The following is a 17,859-nucleotide window of genomic DNA, read 5'->3' on the forward strand; positions in this document are numbered from 1 at the left end:
TGGTACAAGAGCTTTAAAATCCCTTGCACCAAATAACTTCTGCACCCGACAATTTAAGACACTAATTTAGGTTTACGCTACGGTGCAGGCACAGTCTGTTTGAACTTTAAAATACCATCTTCAAAACTTGCATGTTTTAATGTTTTGCGATCTTCTAAGTAATTGTTTGTCACTCTCCATGGCGCATGTTTGCCTTGCTTCGGCATCACATCAACAGCACGTGCGATATAACCCGAACTCAAACTGCCCATCACCGTATCTTCCAATAACTCAGTTTCATCAGCTTGAGGAATTACCTCGTCATAACCTTGCCGATCCATATAATTGAGCAAACGACAAATATAATCCGCAGCCACATCCACCTTAAGTGTCCAAGATGCATTAATATAGCCAATAATCATTGCCATATTCGGCACATCACTCATCATCACACCTTGATACAGCATGTGCTTCGATGTGTCCAAAGGCTCACCATCAATCGTGGCTTGAATACCGCCTAGAATTTGAATATTCAAACCCGTGGCAGTCACAATAATATCGGCATCCAAATGCTTACCTGATTTTAATTGCACACCTGTTTCAGTAAATCTATCGATTTGATCAGTTTCAATCGAAGCATGCCCTTCGCGCAAAATCTTAAATAAATCACCATCAGGCACGACACATAAACGCTGATCCCACGGATTATATTTTGGTGTGAAATGCTTCATATCCACCTTGCCTTTGAGCTGAAATTGGATAGATTTCAGCAACAAAGTACGAAGTAATTTTGGTTTCTTTTGTGCTAAAGCATAAATGGCGCGTTGCATACCAATATTACGTGCACGAGTCAGCTTGTAGGCGACCTCCTCAGGCAGATAATTACGCATTTTTGAGTAAATAAAATCGACCGAAGGCACCGAAGCTATATAAGTCGGTGAGCGTTGTAGCATAGTGACATGCCCTGCTCCACCTTTCACCATCGCTGGAACCAAGGTAATCGCGGTCGCACCACTGCCAATGATGACCACTTTTTTGCCTTTATAGTTTAAATTTTCAGGCCAATGCTGAGGGTGAATAAATGAACCTTTAAATGCCTGTTGATTCGGGAAATCTGGCTGAAAACCTTGATCGTAATTGTAATAGCCTGTGCAGCCTAAAACAAAATGAGCCACCCAAGTTTCAATCTGTTGTTCTGCATTTTGTATGCGTAGTGACCACTTACGTGTTTGAGAATCATAATTAGCAGATAGCACACGATGCTGAAAACGAATTTTTGAATGTAAGTTTTTTTCTTGAATGACTTCGGCTAAATAGCCTTTAATAGATACACCATCGGCAAGTACATTGGTTTTTTTCCAAGGCTTAAAATTATAACCAAAGGTCGACATATCCGAATCTGAACGAATACCAGGATATTGAAATAAATCCCAAGTACCACCAAAGCTTTGACGACGCTCTATAATTTCAATAGAACGCTGCGGGCAATTTTGACTCAAATGTGCAGCCAAACCAATGCCAGAAATTCCTGCCCCAATAATTAATATATCAACCTGTTTATCCATGTTTTATTGTCCAGCTTGAATGATGTTTTTTATTAAAGCACAGATTTGACAATACACAATGTCAAGTTCAACAAAAGTCGCTTAAATTTATATCAATTCGGGTCAATTTCTTTTTTTTGATATTCAACTTTTTATTTGCATAAAAAAAAGACCGGTAAAACCGGCCTTTTTCTGAACAACGTGCGTTATTCTTGGCGAAATTATTTAACTTCGCGATCTACAAGCTCAACGTAAGCCATCGGTGCAGCATCACCCGCACGGAAGCCCGCTTTAAGAACACGTAGATAACCGCCGTTACGCTCTTTGTAACGAGGGCCAAGAACGGTAAATAATTTACCAACAGTTGCTGCTGAACGAGTACGAGCAAACGCTAAACGACGGTTTGCTACTGTATCGTTTTTAGCTAAAGTGATTAAAGGCTCAGCAACACGACGTAATTCTTTTGCTTTAGGAACAGTTGTTTTGATTAACTCGTGTTCGAACAATGAATTAGCCAAGTTTTGGAACATCGCTTTGCGATGGCTGCTTGTACGGCCTAATTTCACACCACTATTACGATGACGCATGGTGATAGTCCTACTTAATTAACGGCTACGATAGGCGAAACGATCGTCCATACGGAGACTAGCTGGTGGCCAGTTCTCTAAACGCATGCCGAGCTGTAAGCCTTTAGAAGCCAGAACATCTTTGATCTCTGTAAGCGATTTTTTACCCAAGTTAGGCGTTTTAAGTAGCTCAACTTCAGTACGCTGTACAAGATCACCAATGTAGTAAATATTTTCTGCTTTCAAACAGTTAGCAGAACGAACAGTAAGCTCTAGATCATCTACTGGACGAAGCAAGATTGGGTCAACTTCTTCACGAGGCTCTTGAGCAACAGGAGCTTGATCTTTCTGAAGATCAACAAAAATTGCAATTTGTTGTTGCAAGATTGTTGCCGCTTTACGGATCGCTTCTTCTGGATCAACTGTACCATTGGTTTCAAGATCAATGATCAACTTGTCAAGGTCAGTACGTTGTTCTACACGCGCGTTTTCTACGATGTAAGACACACGTTTGATTGGGCTATAAGATGCATCTAACTGTAAACGGCCTACAGGACGAGTTTCGCCTTCTGGGAAACGTGAGTCAGATGTTTCATAACCACGGCCTTGAGCAACTTTCAGGCGCATTTTTAAATTGCCTGAAGCACTTAACGTGCCGATCAAGTGTTCAGGGTTAACCACTTCAACATTATGTGGTAAACGAAGGTCTGCAGCAGTTACATCGCCTGGACCTTGTTTTTCCAATGTCAAATAAGCTTCATTTTGATCGAACAGCTTAATAGACAATCCTTTCAGGTTCAGCAAGAGCTCGACGATGTCCTGCTGCAAGCCTTCCAAAGTACTGTACTCGTGCTCGACACCTTCAATTTCAACTTCTACCACAGCTGCGCCAGGTAAAGAAGAAAGAAGGATGCGACGTAAAGCATTACCAAGAGTATGACCAAAGCCACGCTCTAATGGTTCTAGAATAACTTTTGCCGAGGTCCCGCTTGCCGCTTCGACCTTGATCGCTTGCGGAGTAAGAAACTCATTTGCAGTACGCGTCATTATTGCTACCTCAAGGATTATTTAGAATACAATTCTACAATCAAGCTTTCGTTGATTTCAGCAGGTAAATCAGAACGATCTGGTGCAGCTTTGAACGTACCTTCTAATTTAGAATGGTCAACTTCCATCCAAGAAGGGATACCACGTTGAGCAGCCAATTCAATTGCGTTTTTAATACGTAATTGTTGTTTTGCACCTTCGTGAACTGCAATTACATCACCAGCTTTAACTTGGATAGACGCAATGTTAACACGACGACCATTTAAAGTAATGCTACGGTGAGATACAAGCTGACGAGCTTCTGCACGTGTAGAACCAAAACCCATGCGATAAACAACGTTATCAAGACGGCTTTCGAGCAATTTCAACAAGTTTTCACCTGTTGCGCCTTTCACACGAGCAGCTTCTTTATAGTAGTTACTAAATTGACGCTCTAAAACACCGTACATACGACGTACTTTTTGTTTTTCACGTAATTGTAGTGAGTACTCAGATTGCTTACCACCACGAGCCCCGCCATGTTGGCCAGGTGCTTTAGCGTGTTTTTTAGTTTTGACGTCAAAAGGTTTAACGCCAGATTTAAGTTGCAGGTCTGTCCCTTCGCGGCGAGAGAGTTTGCATTTTGGACCAATATAACGAGCCATGAATGTTTCTCCTTACACGCGACGTTTTTTAGGTGGACGGCAACCGTTGTGAGGGATTGGAGTCACATCGGTAATGCTGTTAATTTTATAACCCACTGCACCTAATGCACGAACCGCAGACTCACGACCTGGACCAGGACCTTTAACAAGGACGTCCAAGTTTTTCAAACCGTAATCTAAAGCAGCTTTACCAGCAACTTCAGCAGCTACCTGAGCAGCGAACGGAGTTGATTTACGTGATCCACGGAAGCCTTGTCCACCTGAGGTAGCCCAAGCCAGTGCATTACCTTGACGATCGGTAATAGTCACAATGGTGTTATTAAAAGAAGCGTGAATGTGTGCAACACCTTCAGAGACGGTACGAGTGACCTTCTTGCGTGTGCGAGTATCTTTAGCCATCTTTTAGCTTCCAGAAATCTTATTTCTTAATTGGTTTGCGCGGACCTTTACGGGTACGTGCGTTAGTTTTGGTGCGTTGACCACGGACAGGCAAGCTGCGACGATGACGAAGACCGCGGTAGCAGCCTAAATCCATTAAACGTTTAATGTTCATGGAAATTTCGCGACGTAAGTCACCTTCGGTCGGAACCTTAGCAACTTCTGCACGAATCACATCAAGCTGAGCGTCATCTAATTCACGGATCTTTGTTGTTGGCGCGATACCAGCAGCAGCTAAGATAGTCTTAGCAGTGTGACGACCAATACCAAAGATATAAGTGAGAGAGATAACAGCGTGCTTGTTATCCGGAATGTTTACACCGGCAATACGAGCCATTCAATTTTCTCCAAAAAGGCAGTTAAGATAATCAACCGCCCCACAAAAATCTTGAGGGGCGGATAATAACCTAATTAGCCTACTGAAATCAACAGGTCTTAATCAAATTAACCTTGACGCTGCTTATGACGAGGTTCTGCGCTGCAAATTACGCGAATAACCCCATTACGACGGATAACTTTGCAGCTACCACAAATTTTCTTTACAGAAGCTTGTACTTTCATGATGAAACCTCTAAGTGCGCTTATCCCTTAGGATGAGCAGTCGTTTTTCTCATTAACGTTTGATTATCGTACTGGTGCGAGGTGAGATGTGCTTGAAGCTGAGCCATAAAGTCCATCACAACCACTACAACGATTAATAATGATGTACCACCCAAGCTAAATGGAATTCCAAATGAGCTTTGTAGAATCATCGGCATTAAGCAGACTACAGTGATGTAAATCGCGCCAATAAAGGTCAAACGACTGAGAATATGATCTAAGTAACGAGCAGTTTGCTCACCTGGGCGAATACCAGGCACATAAGCTCCGCTGCGTTTCAAGTTTTCTGAAACTTCTTTAGGGCTGAAAACCAGCGCGGTGTAGAAGTAGCAGAAAAAGATAATTAACGCACCAAAGAGCACCAAATACAACGGTTGTCCAGGCGACAATACCAATGCCAAATCTTGTAGACTACGCTTGATTAACCCAGCATTTGGATCCGCACTACCCACCCATTGACCTAAGCTCGCTGGGAACAAAAGCAATGAACTGGCAAAAATTGCTGGAATCACACCTGCCATATTAATTTTTAATGGCAAATGCGTTTGCTGAGCAGTAAATACACGACGACCTTGTTGTTTTTGAGCATAGTTTACTGGAATGCGACGCTGCGCCTTCTCAATAAACACAATTGCTGCAAGTACACCTACAGACAATAAGCCAAAAATTGCCAAACCAATCAGGCTTGACTGACCACTATCAATAGATGTGAAGGATTGCATAATTAAATTAGGCAAGCCTGCAACAATACCTGCGAAAATGATCATGGAAATACCATTACCCACGCCGCGTTCGGTAATTTGTTCGCCCAACCACATTAGGAACATTGTGCCTGCAACCAAAGAGGTAACTGCAGGAACATAAAATGCCAGACCTGACGTTAAGGTAATACCTTGACCAATCAGACCTGCACACATCCCGATGGCTTGCACAAGTGCAAGAAACAATGTGCCTTGACGCGTATACTGATTAATTTTGCGCTTGCCTTGCTCGCCTTCTTTTTTCAAAGCCTCAAGCGAAGGAACCACTGTAGACATCAACTGTACGATAATCGAAGCAGAAATATACGGCATGATCCCTAAAGCAAGAATCGACATCCGCTCTAATGCACCACCTGAAAACATGTTAAACAAACCAAGGATTGTACCTTGGTTTGCATTAAACAATTGTTCAAGTGCGGCATTATTAATGCCTGGTACTGGAATATGCGCTCCTAGTCGAAATACCAATAACGCACCAATGAGAAACATCATTCGGCGTATAATTTCACGGTATTTCACGTGAAATGGTTGGCCTTTCATCATGTGAACATGACCTGAAGAACTAGGAGACATAGACACTGGGGATTACTCCTCGACTTTACCGCCAGCCGCTTCAACAGCAGCTTTAGCGCCTTTAGTCACAGCAACACCTTGAATAGTGAATGCGCGAGTAATTTCACCAGAAAGTACGATACGAGCACGAGCCATATCTTTACGTACAACATTCGCTGCTTTTAAAGTTTCAAGGCTAACGATGTCGCCTTCCACTTTTGCAAGCTCAGATAAACGTACTTCAGCAGTTTTCAAAGCGATTTGGCTAGTAAAGCCGAATTTAGGTAAACGACGATATAACGCAGTTTGACCACCTTCGAATCCAGGACGTGTACCACCGCTCTTACGTGAGTTTTGACCTTTGATACCACGACCACCAGTCTTACCAACGCCAGAACCGATACCACGGCCAAGACGACGGGCTTCACGCTTAGCACCTTCTGCAGGTGCAAGTTCATTTAAACGCAGAGTCATGGCTTATTCCTCTACACTAACCATATAGTAGACTTGGTTGATCATACCACGGTTAGAAGGCGTATCTTGCACTTCTACAGTATGACCAATACGACGCAGACCTAAACCTTTAAGGCTAAGCTTGTGATTTTTCAAGCGGTGCGATGCAGATTTAGTCTGGGTAACTTTAATCGTTTTCATGATTGATTACCCTTGAATTTGTTCTACTGAAAGACCACGTTTCGCAGCAACCTTTTCAGGAGTTGTCATGTCACGCAAACCGTTGAAAGTTGCGTTCACTACGTTTGCAGCGTTAGTAGAACCACGGCATTTAGTCAATACGTTACGTACACCCGCAGCTTCTAAAACTGCACGCATAGAACCACCCGCAATTACACCAGTACCTTCAGATGCTGGTTGCATGTAAACACGGCTTGCGCCATGACGAGCATGAATCGGGTGTTGTAAAGTACCATCTGCCAATTCGATAGTGATCATGTTACGACGTGCAGCTTCGAGTGCTTTAGAAATAGCAGCTGGAACTTCACGTGCTTTACCACGACCAAAACCTACGCGACCATTACCATCACCCACAACAGTTAATGCTGTGAAAGAGAAGATACGACCACCTTTAACAACTTTGGCTACGCGATCAACGGCAACCAGCTTTTCAACAAGACCTTCGTTTTGTTCAACTTTAGCCATGATTAGAACTCCAAGCCGTTTTCACGAGCAGCATCAGCCAAGGCTTTGATACGACCATGATATTTAAAACCAGAACGGTCAAACGCAACTTTAGTTACGCCAGCTGCTTTCGCGCGTTCTGCGATTAAAGCACCTACTTTTTGAGCTGCTTCAACGTTACCAGTTGTACCAGCACGTAAAGTAGCATCTAAAGTTGAAGCTTGCGCTAAAACTTTGCCACCATCTGCTGAAATAACTTGAGCATAGATGTGACGCGGCGTGCGGTTTACACACAAGCGAGTCGCACCCAATGCACGGATGTGCAAGCGTGTGCTTTTCGCACGACGCAAACGGGATTGTTTCTTTTCGTTCATAAGAACCTCGCGCCTTATTTCTTCTTAGCTTCTTTACGAAGAACAACTTCATCCGAATAACGAACACCTTTGCCTTTATATGGCTCTGGTGGACGGTATCCGCGGATATCCGCAGCAACTTGACCTAAAGCTGCTTTATCAGCAGATTTAAGGATAATTTCAGTCGCAGTTGGAGTTTCTGCAGTTACACCTTCAGGAAGGGTGTAATCGATTGGGTGTGAAAAACCAAGGTTAAGGTTAACAACGTTACCTTTTACTGCAGCTTTATAACCAACACCAATCAATTGCAACTTACGTTCGAAGCCTTCGCTCACACCTTTCACAAGGTTGTTAAGCACAGCGCGAGCAGTACCAGCTTGCATCCAAGCGTCTTTCGACTCAGCTTTAGGAGCAATAGCTAAAATACCGTCTTCCTGTTTTAGCTCGACCAGCGCATGCAGGTTGAAAGACAATGTACCTTTGCTGCCTTTCACTTCGACCTGCCGGCCGTTCTGAGTAACTGTAACACCGTTAGGTACAGTTACTGGGGCTTTAGCCACACGAGACATGAGGAATCACCTATTATTAAGAAACAAAAGCAATAACTTCACCACCGATACCTGCAGCACGTGCAGCGCGATCAGTCATGATGCCTTTGCTTGTAGAAACGATTGCAATACCTAAACCTTGCTTAACGCTTGGAAGTGCATCTTTACCACGATACTGACGTAGACCTGGACGGCTTACGCGTTTCACAGTTTCGATCACTGGTTTACCTTCATAGTATTTTAAAGTAATCGTTAATGTAGGTTTGCCTTCGTTATCAGCAACTTCTACATTTGCGATATAACCTTCTTGTTGAAGTACGTTTGCAATAGCAACCTTCAACTTAGAATTAGGCATAGAAACAGTTTGTTTCTTTGCCATTTGAGCGTTACGAACACGCGTTAGCATGTCGGCAACGGTATCTTGCATACTCATTTATAGTGCTCCTTACCAGCTTGCCTTAACAACGCCCGGCACATCACCTTGCATTACTGTGTCACGTAATTTGTTACGGCTTAAACCGAACTTACGGAAGTAACCATGAGGACGACCAGTTAAACCACAACGGTTACGAAGACGTACTGGAGACGCATTACGTGGTAATGCTTGTAACTTCATCATCGCTTCGAAACGCTCTTCTTCGCTTGCATTTACGTTTGCAATCGTTGCTTTTAATTCAGCACGTTTTGCAGCGTATTTCGCAACAGTAGCTTCGCGTTTCAATTCGCGATTAATCATACCTTTCTTAGCCATATCGACCTCTTATTTGAACGGGAAGCCGAATGCACGCATAAGCGCACGGCCTTCGTCATCGGTGCGAGCAGTCGTAGTGATGGTGATGTCCATACCACGAATTTGATCAATCTTATCAAAATCGATTTCAGGGAACATGATTTGTTCCTTGAGACCCATAGAGTAGTTACCACGACCATCGAATGATTTCGAAGAGAAACCACGGAAGTCACGGATACGAGGGATCGCGATAGAGATCAAACGGTCTAAGAATTCGTACATACGTTCGCCGCGTAAAGTAACTTTACAACCAATCGGCCAACCATCACGGATTTTAAAACCAGCGATTGATTTACGAGCTAATGTTAAAACTGGTTTTTGACCAGCAATAGCTTGCATATCAGAAAGAGCGCCATCTAACAATTTCTTGTCAGCAGCTGCAGCACCAACACCCATGTTGATGGTAATTTTAGTGATGCGAGGGATCTCCATCACATTCTTAACGCCCAATTGTTCTTGTAATTGAGCCTTAAGTTCGTCGTTGTAACGTGTTTTAAGTCTGGCCATTGCCTATTTCAACCTATTACTTCGCCACCGCCACTGATTCACCATTCGATTTATAAACGCGAGTTTTCACGCCATCAATCGTTTGGTAACCAACACGGTCAGCCTTTTGGGTTGTAGCATTAAAAATTGCCACGTTTGAGATATGAAGCGAAGCTTCTTGCGTTACGATACCGCCTTCAGCGCCCGTAGCACGGTTTGGCTTCTGGTGCTTCTTAACCAAGTTAAGACCTTCGACCTTAACACGGTCATTAGAAACTGACAGAACAGTACCCTGTTTGCCTTTTTCTTTACCTGCGATCACAATTACTTGATCGCCTTTTTTAATCTTAGCCATGATTGCCTCTTATAGAACTTCAGGAGCCAATGAAATGATTTTCATGAACTGTTCAGTACGAAGTTCACGAGTCACTGGTCCGAAAATACGAGTTGCAATCGGTGCTTTGTTGTTATTCAAAATAACAGCAGCGTTATCATCAAAACGGATCACAGAACCGTCTGGACGACGAATACCGAACTTTGTACGTACAACAACAGCATTCATTACGTCACCTTTTTTAACACGTGCGCGTGGAATAGCTTCTTTTACAGTAACTTTAATAATGTCGCCAACAGAAGCATAACGACGATGTGAACCACCTAGTACTTTAATACATTGTACGCGGCGAGCACCACTGTTGTCAGCTACGTCAAGCATCGTTTCGGTTTGAATCATTGCCCTACTCCAAAACCGAGCATCACCGGTCACAATTTCGAAAGGCTCAAAGAGTACTCGAAATTGACCGATGATGCAACAAGAACGTTAATTACTCAGCAGCAGCTTCAACAACTTCAACTAAAGTCCATGACTTAGTTTTAGACATTGGGCGGCTTTCTTTGATGGTTACAACATCACCAATCTTGGCAGTGTTTTTCTCATCATGAGCGTGTAATTTGGTTGAACGGCGAATCAATTTGCCATACAACGGATGTTGAACTTGGCGTTCAATAAGGACAACAATAGATTTTTCCATTTTGTCGCTTACAACTTTGCCAGTTAACGTGCGGACTGTATTTTGACTCATTGCCCGTTCCCCTGTTTTTCGGTAAGGAGGGTCTTGATGCGAGCAATAGTTTTACGAGTAAGCGCAACTTCATGCGATTTACCCAATTGACCAGTTGCTTTCGCCATACGAAGACGGAATTGGTTAAGCTGTTGCTCATCAAGCAAAGCTGTCAACTCTTCTACCGACTTTTCACGTAGATCTTTAGTTTTCATTACATTACCGTCCGAGTCACGATAGTGGTTTTAAACGGAAGTTTAGCAGCAGCAAGCGTAAATGCTTCACGTGCCAATTCTTCGTTCACACCATCAATTTCGTACAAGACTTTACCTGGTTTGATTTGACAAACCCAATATTCCACAGAACCTTTACCTTTACCCATACGCACTTCAAGAGGCTTAGACGTAATTGGTTTGTCTGGGAATACACGGATAAAGATCTTACCACCACGCTTAATACGACGGCTGATTGTACGACGTGCCGCTTCAATTTGACGCGCAGTCATTTGACCACGTTCAATTGATTTAAGAGCGATAGTACCGAAAGATACTGAGCTACCACGGTGAGCTAGACCAGTGTTACGGCCTTTTTGCACCTTACGGAATTTAGTACGTTTAGGTTGCAACATGGATTATTCTCCCTTTTCAGCAGAACGATCATTGCGACGACCACGACGCTCTTGACCTTCACCACGACCGCGACCGCGTTTAGCTGGACGCTCTTCAGCAGGTGCTGGGTTCATGACTTGTTTCATGCCACCCAAAATTTCACCACGGAAGATCCAAACTTTAACACCAATCGTACCGTAAGTTGTTTCAGCTCGCATAGTTGCATAGTCAATGTCCGCACGAAGTGTATGCAAAGGTACACGACCTTCACGATACCATTCAGTACGTGCAATCTCTGCACCACCTAAACGACCAGAAACTTCAACTTTGATACCTTTAGCACCAGCACGCATAGAGTTCTGTACCGCACGCTTCATAGCACGACGGAACATAACACGCTTTTCTAATTGAGAAGCAATTGCTTCAGCAACTAAACGAGCATCTAAATCTGGACGGTCAATTTCGTTGATGCTTACTTGCGCAGGAACACCCATAATAGATGTTAATTCGCGTTGTAATTTCTCAATATCTTCGCCTTTTTTACCGATTACGATACCAGGACGAGCAGTGCTAATTGTTACTTTAGCAGCGCCTGTTGGACGCTCGATAAGAATGTTGCTTACCATTGCGTTCTTAAGTTTTTTAGTTAAAAACTCACGAACTTGAAGGTCTTTAAGCAAGTATTCAGCGTATTGTTTCGGATTCGCATACCAGTTAGCGTTATGACGTTTCACAACACCTAGGCGGATACCGATTGGATGAACCTTCTGACCCATATCAAACCCCTACCTTAACGGTGATGTGACAAGTACGCTTAGTAATACGATCTGCACGGCCTTTAGCACGTGGCATAATACGCTTAAGGCTCATGCCTTCATCAACGTAAATCGTAGATACTTTAAGGTCGTCTACATCTAAACTGTTATTGTGTTCAGCATTTGCAATTGCAGATTCCAATGCCTTCTTAACTAAAACAGCAGCTTTTTTGTTGCTGAAGTTTAAAATGTTAAGTGCATGCGCAACAGATTTGCCGCGGATAAGATCTGCAACCAAACGTGCTTTTTGTGCCGAGATAGCGGCACCGCGTAATTTAGCAGTTACTTCCATCATAGCACCTATTAACGTTTAGACTTCTTGTCAACACCGTGACCACGATAGGTACGAGTTGGCGCGAATTCACCGAGTTTATGACCAACCATATGCTCAGAGATAATCACTGGAACATGGTTACGACCATTGTGAACAGAAATTGTTAAACCAACAAAATCTGGGAGGATCATCGAACGACGCGACCAAGTTTTGATCGGCTTACGGTTATTAGCCGCGATTGCCGCTTCAACCTTAGCGAACAAGTGCGCATCGACGAATGGGCCTTTTTTCAGAGAACGAGGCATTGTCAGATTCCTTTACTTGTTACTTAACGCGACGGTCGCGAATAATCATCTTAGTCGTACGCTTGTTGGTACGTGTCTTGTACCCTTTAGCTTTTTGACCCCATGGGCTTACAGGTTGGATACCTTTAGTACGCCCTTCACCACCACCGTGCGGGTGATCAACCGGGTTCATCGCCATACCACGAACGGTAGGACGAACACCACGCCAGCGCGAAGCACCTGCTTTACCAAGTGAACGAAGGTTGCTTTCTGAATTAGATACTTCACCTAACACAGCGCGACATTCAACGTGCACTTTACGCATTTCGCCTGAACGTAGACGAACGATAGCGTATGAACCGTCACGACCCAACAATTGAACTGAAGTACCAGCAGAACGCGCTAATTGAGCACCTTTACCGATTTTAAGTTCGATGTTGTGAAGAGTAGCACCGATTGGCATATTACGAAGTGGTAAGCAGTTACCTGGACGAATTGGAGCATCGTTACCAGATTGAACTTGATCACCAGCACGTAAACCTTTAGGCGCAATAATATAACGACGCTCACCATCAGCATACTTCAACAATGCGATGTGTGCAGTACGGTTTGGATCGTATTCAATACGCTCAACAACAGCAGGAATGCCATCTTTGTTACGTTTAAAGTCTACGATACGGTAGTGTTGCTTGTGACCACCACCAACGTGACGTGTAGTAATGTGACCGTTGTTGTTACGACCACCAGTACGTTTTTTAGCTTCCACCAACGGCGCATAAGGCGCACCTTTGTGAAGATGGTCGTGAACGACTTTCTCTACAAAGCGACGTCCTGGAGACGTTGGCTTACATTTTTGAATCGGCATAAATTTCGTCCTTATTCCGCTGCGCTTTCAGCGGTATCGCCCAAGTCAGCCATTTCAACATCTTGGCCAGCTTTCAGGGTGACGTATGCTTTTTTAACATCAGAACGGCGTCCTAATGTACGACCAAAGCGCTTAGTCTTACCTTTAGTGATAGTCGTGTTAACTTTAACAACTTCCACACCAAATAATTGCTCAACTGCTTTTTTGATTTCAAGCTTGTTTGCATTTAATGCAACTTTAAATACTTGAACACCAGCAGTTTCGCCTAAAACTTGTGCTTTTTCAGAAAATACAGGTCCTTGTAGGACTTGATATAAACGTTCGTTGTTCATCCGAGTTCTACCTCAATTTTCTTAGCAGCAGCAACAGACATTACAACTTTGTCGAACGCGATCAAGCTAACAGGATCGATTGCAGTAGCATCAACCACATCAACGTGTGGAAGGTTACGTGCTGCAAGATATAGATTTTCATCTACAGCTTCAGTTACGATCAATGCGCGAGTTGCATTCAAGTCGTTAAGTTTTGCAAGCAACTCTTTAGTTTTAGGAGCTTCAACAGAAAACTCTTCAACCAATACAAGACGATCTTGGCGAACAAGTTCAGCTAAGATACATTGCATTGCACCGCGGTACATTTTGCGGTTAACTTTTTGAGACCAATCTTGTGGACGAGCAGCAAAAGTTTTACCACCACCAACCCAGATTGGGCTACGAATAGAACCAGCACGAGCGCGGCCAGTACCTTTTTGACGGAATGGTTTTTTACCACCACCAGAAACGTCTGCACGTGATTTTTGTGCTTTTGAGCCTTGACGACCACCAGCCAAATAAGCTGTAACAACTTGGTGCACAAGAGCTTCATTAAAGTCACGACCAAACGCAACTTCAGACAATTCAACAGCAGAGCCGGAAACAGTTTTTAAATTCACGTTATTTCCCCTCAGGCCTTGATCGTAGGACGAACAGTTACGTCGCCACCAGTAGCACCAGGAACCGCGCCTTTAACCACTAGAACTGAACGCTCAGTGTCGATAGCAACGATTTCAAGACCCTGTGTAGTTACGCGTTCAGCACCTAAATGACCAGCCATTTTTTTGCCTTTGAACACGCGACCAGGAGTCTGGTTTTGACCTGTAGAACCTAGAACACGGTGAGAAACAGAGTTACCGTGAGTAGCATCTTGAGTACGGAAGTTCCAACGCTTAACACCACCTTGGAAACCTTTACCTTTAGAAGTACCAGTTACGTCAACGATTTGACCTACTTGGAACAACTCAACAGTAAGCGTACCACCAACTTCACGACCTTCAAGCTCAGCTTCTGAAACACGGAATTCTTGAACCAGACGACCAGCAGCAACACCCGCTTTAGCGAAGTGACCTTTCTGAGCGTTAGTTACGCGAGATTCGCGACGTTCACCAGTAGTAACCTGAATTGCTTGATAACCATCAGTTTCAAGCGTTTTGATTTGAGTGATGCGGTTAGGATCAACCTCAATCACTGTAACAGGTACAGAAACACCAGCATCTGTAAAGATACGGGTCATACCGCACTTGCGACCGACTAAACCAATAGCCATGTGCATAAACCTCTAAAAAAGCGGCCTAATTAACTTAGAGTGTTAATTAACCGAAAGCCTTAACCCAATGCAATCTGAACATCAACACCAGCTGCTAGATCTAATTTCATCAACGCATCAACAGTTTTATCTGTAGGTTGAACGATGTCGATCAAACGCTTGTATGTACGGATTTCATACTGGTCGCGTGCATCTTTGTTTACGTGTGGTGATGTTAAAACGTTGAAGCGTTCGATGCGAGTTGGCATCGGGATTGGACCACAAACTTGTGCGCCAGTACGCTTAGCGGTTTCTACGATTTCTTGAGCAGATTGATCGATCAGACGATGATCAAAAGACTTCAAACGGATACGAATTCTCTGGTTAGACATACCAGTTAACTCCAAGCCAAATATATAAAGAATCACCCTTGACGCATCTCACCCCACTAATTTAAGGCAAGTGTCAAAGGCAGTGAATTATCACTAAGGTCATGATCGATGCCACGACTGTCACGATGTTAACTACTTTCTTCGCAGTTAACCCCCTTGCATAAAGGGTCGCCCATTATAACGATTGTTTAATGCATAAGCAAATCCCTTTTTGGCTTTATTGCTTTATTTTTCATGCTCTACCGATTTCTCTTTTTAAAATATAAGATTAGCACTTTATAGATGAGTAGGCAGCCTTCTTATCCATTTTTTTGTGCAAGCTTAGGCAAGCTTCATTTTGATCATTTCCACCACACTGACAGCACAAATCATCATCACCATGACCTAATTTGTTTTTTGTGTTCGTGCCACAATCCATGACATTATTCTCTAAGTTCGCTTTGTGACAAAACATAATCTATTGCACGATTCATTAATTGGTTACCTGCCTGAAATTGTTGTGCAGACATCTGTTTTAATTCATGCGCGGGTTGTACATACCTACCTGAAAATGTAGGTTTCATTTCAAAATTTTCCAAAAACAACTGCAAAGCTTGAGGGGTAATTTCTGGATGAAACTGAAATCCTAGTACATTTTCGCCAATTTGATACAGTTGATTGGCGCAGGCAGCATTGCTGGCAAGTTTTACCGCACCCTTTGGTAATTCAAAAGTTTCAGCATGCCACTGCATCACTGTGATTTGATCTGGCATTTGGAAATAAGTTTCTGGTGTATTCTCGACTTTATATACACGATGCCAACCGCGTTCTTGTTCAGGGTTAGTACCCACTGCTGCACCCAATGCATTGGCAATCATTTGACCACCTAGACACAACCCAATTGCAGGTTTACCCATCGCCAAATAACGCCTAATCCAGCGTTTTTCTGTTTTTAGCCAAGGATAATGTACTTCATCATTTACACTCATGGCACCCCCCATCACAATCAGTAGATCAATATCTTCAACTTTGGGTAGGGCTTCAATTTCAATGTTTTGTTCGGGCGGTAAGGCAAAAAATTCTGTTGCAGTGATATGCGCTCCCATCTGTTTTAAATAGTCATAGCAACTTCCAAAACCTTCACCTGCACTATGCTGAAAATAATGTACGCTTTGTGGTGCTTTCATCTGGATTATCCTTTGTATTTTCTATACTTCAGCTTCTGCAAAAATAGCGCCAAGTTCAGGGTATGTCTGGTAGTGAAGCTTTTTATAGCCTAAAGCCAGTATTTCTCTTAAGCTAAACTCAATATTTGCTTATTCTCTGAGTGAACTGTGAAGAAAAATGCTCAAACTGCTTTAATTCATGCACCAAGACGTGCCCCGCAATATATTCAAACGGTCCAACCTCCCTTATTTCGTGCATCGACCATTATCTTTGAAAATACTGATGCGCTGTTTAACCGACACTGGACCGATGCTTATGATTATAGTTATGGCACGCATGGCACACCGACTACATTTACACTCGCTGATCAGATTGCACAATTAGAAGGTGGTGAATACTGCTTACTTGCACCAAGCGGACTCTCAGCAATTAATTTGGTGAATTCCTGCTTTTTAAGTCATGGCGATGAAATCTGGGTGGCCGATAATATTTACGGTCCCAATATGGAACATTTACGCAATTTAGAGCAGCGTTATGGCATCACCGTTCAAGTCTACAACCCAATTGATGTCGATAGTTTTCAACCTTCTGCACAAGCCAAACTGATTTGGCTAGAAGCGGCTGGTTCGGTCACGCTTGAATTTCCAGACTTAACAGCATTAGTCAAAAAAGCCAAAGCACATCACATGCTCACAGCATTAGATAACACATGGGGTGCAGGGCTTGCTTTTAATGCCTTCAATTTTGGTGACGAACATTTAAGTGTCGATATGAGTGTCCATGCCCTGACCAAGTACCCAAGTGGAGGTGGCGATATTTTAATGGGTTCTGTGGTGACCCGTGATCAACATTTACATCATCAACTTTTTCGTATGCACGCAATTCAAGGGATTTGTGTGTCGGGCGATGATGTCGCGCAAGTACAACGCAGTTTAGCTTCGATGCAACTACGTTATGAGCACCAAGCAAAAAGCACAATTGAATTACTCAACTGGCTGAAACTGCAACCGCAATTTGCTCAGGTGTTGCACCCAGCCGATGCCACATCTGCAGGGCATGCGTATTGGAAGGAAATTTGCCGCGATGGGCACAGTGCAGGTTTGGTCAGTGTAATTTTTAAGCCCGAATATGATTTAGCCGCTGTACGTCAATTCTGCGATGCTTTATCTTTATTTAAACTCGGCTTTAGTTGGGGCGGCCCTGTAAGTTTAGTGATGCTTTACGATCTCAAGTCCATGCGTACCCTAGAGCGCTCTCACTTGGCTGAAGGATTATTGGTGCGCTTTTGTATTGGGCTAGAACACCCTGTAGATTTAATTCAAGATATTCAAATAGCCTTACAAAGCTTGAGCGACTAATCCAACACAAATCATCATTTTAACAATAGCTATATAAATCAGGATAAAAAT

At 43.3% G+C, this 17,859-nt stretch carries 30 protein-coding genes and 1 pseudogene; 1 reads left to right on the forward strand and 30 read right to left on the reverse strand.

The genetic code is table 11. The annotated features are described in order from the left end of the window. Window positions 1-77 precede the first annotated feature (77 nt). From AC0T5Z_RS11645 to AC0T5Z_RS11790, 30 genes and pseudogenes are all read right to left on the reverse strand, one after another. Window positions 78-1,544 carry a flavin-containing monooxygenase gene (locus tag AC0T5Z_RS11645; RefSeq protein WP_291336531.1) on the reverse strand — a complete coding sequence of 489 codons (1,467 nt, stop codon included), beginning with the start codon at window positions 1,542-1,544 and terminating at the stop codon, window positions 78-80. A gap of 200 nt (window positions 1,545-1,744) precedes the next feature. Beyond that, on the reverse strand, window positions 1,745-2,110 hold the full coding sequence (rplQ, locus tag AC0T5Z_RS11650) for a 50S ribosomal protein L17 (RefSeq protein ID WP_004974746.1): 366 nt from the start codon (window positions 2,108-2,110) through the stop codon (window positions 1,745-1,747). Between the two features lie 18 nt (window positions 2,111-2,128). After that, complete coding sequence (locus AC0T5Z_RS11655; RefSeq protein WP_008302649.1) at window positions 2,129-3,136, reverse strand: DNA-directed RNA polymerase subunit alpha; 1,008 nt, start codon at window positions 3,134-3,136, stop codon at window positions 2,129-2,131. Between the two features lie 17 nt (window positions 3,137-3,153). Then, a complete protein-coding gene (gene rpsD / locus AC0T5Z_RS11660; RefSeq protein WP_004786890.1) occupies window positions 3,154-3,780 on the reverse strand; it encodes a 30S ribosomal protein S4 in 627 nt (208 codons plus the stop codon). Window positions 3,781-3,792: 12 nt separating this feature from the next. Then, window positions 3,793-4,179 carry a 30S ribosomal protein S11 gene (rpsK, locus tag AC0T5Z_RS11665; protein WP_001040166.1) on the reverse strand — a complete coding sequence of 129 codons (387 nt, stop codon included), beginning with the start codon at window positions 4,177-4,179 and terminating at the stop codon, window positions 3,793-3,795. Window positions 4,180-4,198: 19 nt separating this feature from the next. Then, window positions 4,199-4,555, reverse strand: coding sequence for a 30S ribosomal protein S13 (gene rpsM, locus AC0T5Z_RS11670; protein WP_435337419.1), 357 nt, complete (start codon window positions 4,553-4,555; stop codon window positions 4,199-4,201). Window positions 4,556-4,662: 107 nt separating this feature from the next. After that, complete coding sequence (rpmJ, locus tag AC0T5Z_RS11675) at window positions 4,663-4,779, reverse strand: 50S ribosomal protein L36 (protein ID WP_000867907.1); 117 nt, start codon at window positions 4,777-4,779, stop codon at window positions 4,663-4,665. 20 nt (window positions 4,780-4,799) lie between these two features. Then, the gene (gene secY / locus AC0T5Z_RS11680) at window positions 4,800-6,119 is read right to left on the reverse strand and encodes a preprotein translocase subunit SecY (protein WP_435337427.1); all 1,320 of its coding nucleotides are present in this window, start codon (window positions 6,117-6,119) and stop codon (window positions 4,800-4,802) included. Window positions 6,120-6,164: 45 nt separating this feature from the next. Further along, entirely contained in the window at window positions 6,165-6,605 is a 441-nt protein-coding gene (gene rplO / locus AC0T5Z_RS11685) for a 50S ribosomal protein L15 (protein WP_004974728.1), read from the reverse strand. A gap of 3 nt (window positions 6,606-6,608) precedes the next feature. Next, window positions 6,609-6,785, reverse strand: coding sequence for a 50S ribosomal protein L30 (gene rpmD / locus AC0T5Z_RS11690; protein WP_004786899.1), 177 nt, complete (start codon window positions 6,783-6,785; stop codon window positions 6,609-6,611). Between the two features lie 6 nt (window positions 6,786-6,791). Beyond that, window positions 6,792-7,289 carry a 30S ribosomal protein S5 gene (rpsE, locus tag AC0T5Z_RS11695; RefSeq protein ID WP_004974725.1) on the reverse strand — a complete coding sequence of 166 codons (498 nt, stop codon included), beginning with the start codon at window positions 7,287-7,289 and terminating at the stop codon, window positions 6,792-6,794. A gap of 2 nt (window positions 7,290-7,291) precedes the next feature. Then, on the reverse strand, window positions 7,292-7,642 hold the full coding sequence (gene rplR / locus AC0T5Z_RS11700; protein ID WP_004281497.1) for a 50S ribosomal protein L18: 351 nt from the start codon (window positions 7,640-7,642) through the stop codon (window positions 7,292-7,294). 14 nt (window positions 7,643-7,656) lie between these two features. Then, entirely contained in the window at window positions 7,657-8,190 is a 534-nt protein-coding gene (gene rplF, locus AC0T5Z_RS11705) for a 50S ribosomal protein L6 (RefSeq protein ID WP_004974722.1), read from the reverse strand. Between the two features lie 16 nt (window positions 8,191-8,206). Next, the gene (rpsH, locus tag AC0T5Z_RS11710; protein ID WP_004974720.1) at window positions 8,207-8,602 is read right to left on the reverse strand and encodes a 30S ribosomal protein S8; all 396 of its coding nucleotides are present in this window, start codon (window positions 8,600-8,602) and stop codon (window positions 8,207-8,209) included. A 12-nt stretch (window positions 8,603-8,614) separates the two neighbouring features. Next, window positions 8,615-8,920 (reverse strand): 30S ribosomal protein S14, encoded by a 306-nt coding sequence (rpsN, locus tag AC0T5Z_RS11715; protein WP_179995216.1) that lies wholly within the window; start codon window positions 8,918-8,920, stop codon window positions 8,615-8,617. Window positions 8,921-8,929: 9 nt separating this feature from the next. Next, the gene (gene rplE / locus AC0T5Z_RS11720; RefSeq protein WP_004974719.1) at window positions 8,930-9,466 is read right to left on the reverse strand and encodes a 50S ribosomal protein L5; all 537 of its coding nucleotides are present in this window, start codon (window positions 9,464-9,466) and stop codon (window positions 8,930-8,932) included. 16 nt (window positions 9,467-9,482) lie between these two features. Next, window positions 9,483-9,800 (reverse strand): 50S ribosomal protein L24, encoded by a 318-nt coding sequence (gene rplX, locus AC0T5Z_RS11725; RefSeq protein ID WP_004974717.1) that lies wholly within the window; start codon window positions 9,798-9,800, stop codon window positions 9,483-9,485. A 9-nt stretch (window positions 9,801-9,809) separates the two neighbouring features. Then, the gene (gene rplN / locus AC0T5Z_RS11730) at window positions 9,810-10,178 is read right to left on the reverse strand and encodes a 50S ribosomal protein L14 (RefSeq protein ID WP_001982634.1); all 369 of its coding nucleotides are present in this window, start codon (window positions 10,176-10,178) and stop codon (window positions 9,810-9,812) included. 91 nt (window positions 10,179-10,269) lie between these two features. After that, window positions 10,270-10,527, reverse strand: coding sequence for a 30S ribosomal protein S17 (gene rpsQ, locus AC0T5Z_RS11735; protein ID WP_435337420.1), 258 nt, complete (start codon window positions 10,525-10,527; stop codon window positions 10,270-10,272). Next, window positions 10,524-10,721, reverse strand: coding sequence for a 50S ribosomal protein L29 (rpmC, locus tag AC0T5Z_RS11740; RefSeq protein ID WP_004650482.1), 198 nt, complete (start codon window positions 10,719-10,721; stop codon window positions 10,524-10,526). Before rpmC ends, rpsQ begins: the two co-directional genes overlap by 4 nt. Next, a complete protein-coding gene (rplP, locus tag AC0T5Z_RS11745) occupies window positions 10,721-11,134 on the reverse strand; it encodes a 50S ribosomal protein L16 (protein WP_435337421.1) in 414 nt (137 codons plus the stop codon). The genes rpmC and rplP overlap by 1 nt, the downstream gene beginning before the upstream one ends. Next, window positions 11,074-11,890 (reverse strand): annotated as a pseudogene (rpsC, locus tag AC0T5Z_RS11750) (30S ribosomal protein S3). The gene rplP and the pseudogene rpsC overlap by 61 nt, the downstream one beginning before the upstream one ends. Window position 11,891: 1 nt before the next feature. Further along, complete coding sequence (rplV, locus tag AC0T5Z_RS11755) at window positions 11,892-12,221, reverse strand: 50S ribosomal protein L22 (RefSeq protein ID WP_001982638.1); 330 nt, start codon at window positions 12,219-12,221, stop codon at window positions 11,892-11,894. An 11-nt stretch (window positions 12,222-12,232) separates the two neighbouring features. Continuing rightward, window positions 12,233-12,508: a 30S ribosomal protein S19 gene (rpsS, locus tag AC0T5Z_RS11760; protein WP_004673001.1), complete on the reverse strand. Its 276-nt coding sequence runs from the start codon at window positions 12,506-12,508 to the stop codon at window positions 12,233-12,235. A 19-nt stretch (window positions 12,509-12,527) separates the two neighbouring features. Then, complete coding sequence (gene rplB, locus AC0T5Z_RS11765; RefSeq protein ID WP_004974706.1) at window positions 12,528-13,352, reverse strand: 50S ribosomal protein L2; 825 nt, start codon at window positions 13,350-13,352, stop codon at window positions 12,528-12,530. 11 nt (window positions 13,353-13,363) lie between these two features. Beyond that, window positions 13,364-13,684 (reverse strand): 50S ribosomal protein L23, encoded by a 321-nt coding sequence (gene rplW / locus AC0T5Z_RS11770; protein WP_004974703.1) that lies wholly within the window; start codon window positions 13,682-13,684, stop codon window positions 13,364-13,366. Next, complete coding sequence (gene rplD / locus AC0T5Z_RS11775; protein ID WP_435337422.1) at window positions 13,681-14,283, reverse strand: 50S ribosomal protein L4; 603 nt, start codon at window positions 14,281-14,283, stop codon at window positions 13,681-13,683. Before rplD ends, rplW begins: the two co-directional genes overlap by 4 nt. Before the next feature lie 11 nt (window positions 14,284-14,294). Continuing rightward, window positions 14,295-14,933 (reverse strand): 50S ribosomal protein L3, encoded by a 639-nt coding sequence (gene rplC / locus AC0T5Z_RS11780; RefSeq protein ID WP_435337423.1) that lies wholly within the window; start codon window positions 14,931-14,933, stop codon window positions 14,295-14,297. A gap of 59 nt (window positions 14,934-14,992) precedes the next feature. Next, a complete protein-coding gene (rpsJ, locus tag AC0T5Z_RS11785; protein WP_000070912.1) occupies window positions 14,993-15,304 on the reverse strand; it encodes a 30S ribosomal protein S10 in 312 nt (103 codons plus the stop codon). Between the two features lie 422 nt (window positions 15,305-15,726). After that, on the reverse strand, window positions 15,727-16,470 hold the full coding sequence (locus AC0T5Z_RS11790; protein WP_435337424.1) for a type 1 glutamine amidotransferase: 744 nt from the start codon (window positions 16,468-16,470) through the stop codon (window positions 15,727-15,729). A gap of 147 nt (window positions 16,471-16,617) precedes the next feature. Between AC0T5Z_RS11790 and AC0T5Z_RS11795 the strand changes: the two genes are divergently transcribed. After that, complete coding sequence (locus AC0T5Z_RS11795; RefSeq protein WP_435337425.1) at window positions 16,618-17,808, forward strand: PLP-dependent transferase; 1,191 nt, start codon at window positions 16,618-16,620, stop codon at window positions 17,806-17,808. Window positions 17,809-17,859: the final 51 nt, after the last annotated feature.

This window comes from Acinetobacter pengchengensis, from assembly GCF_982235305.1.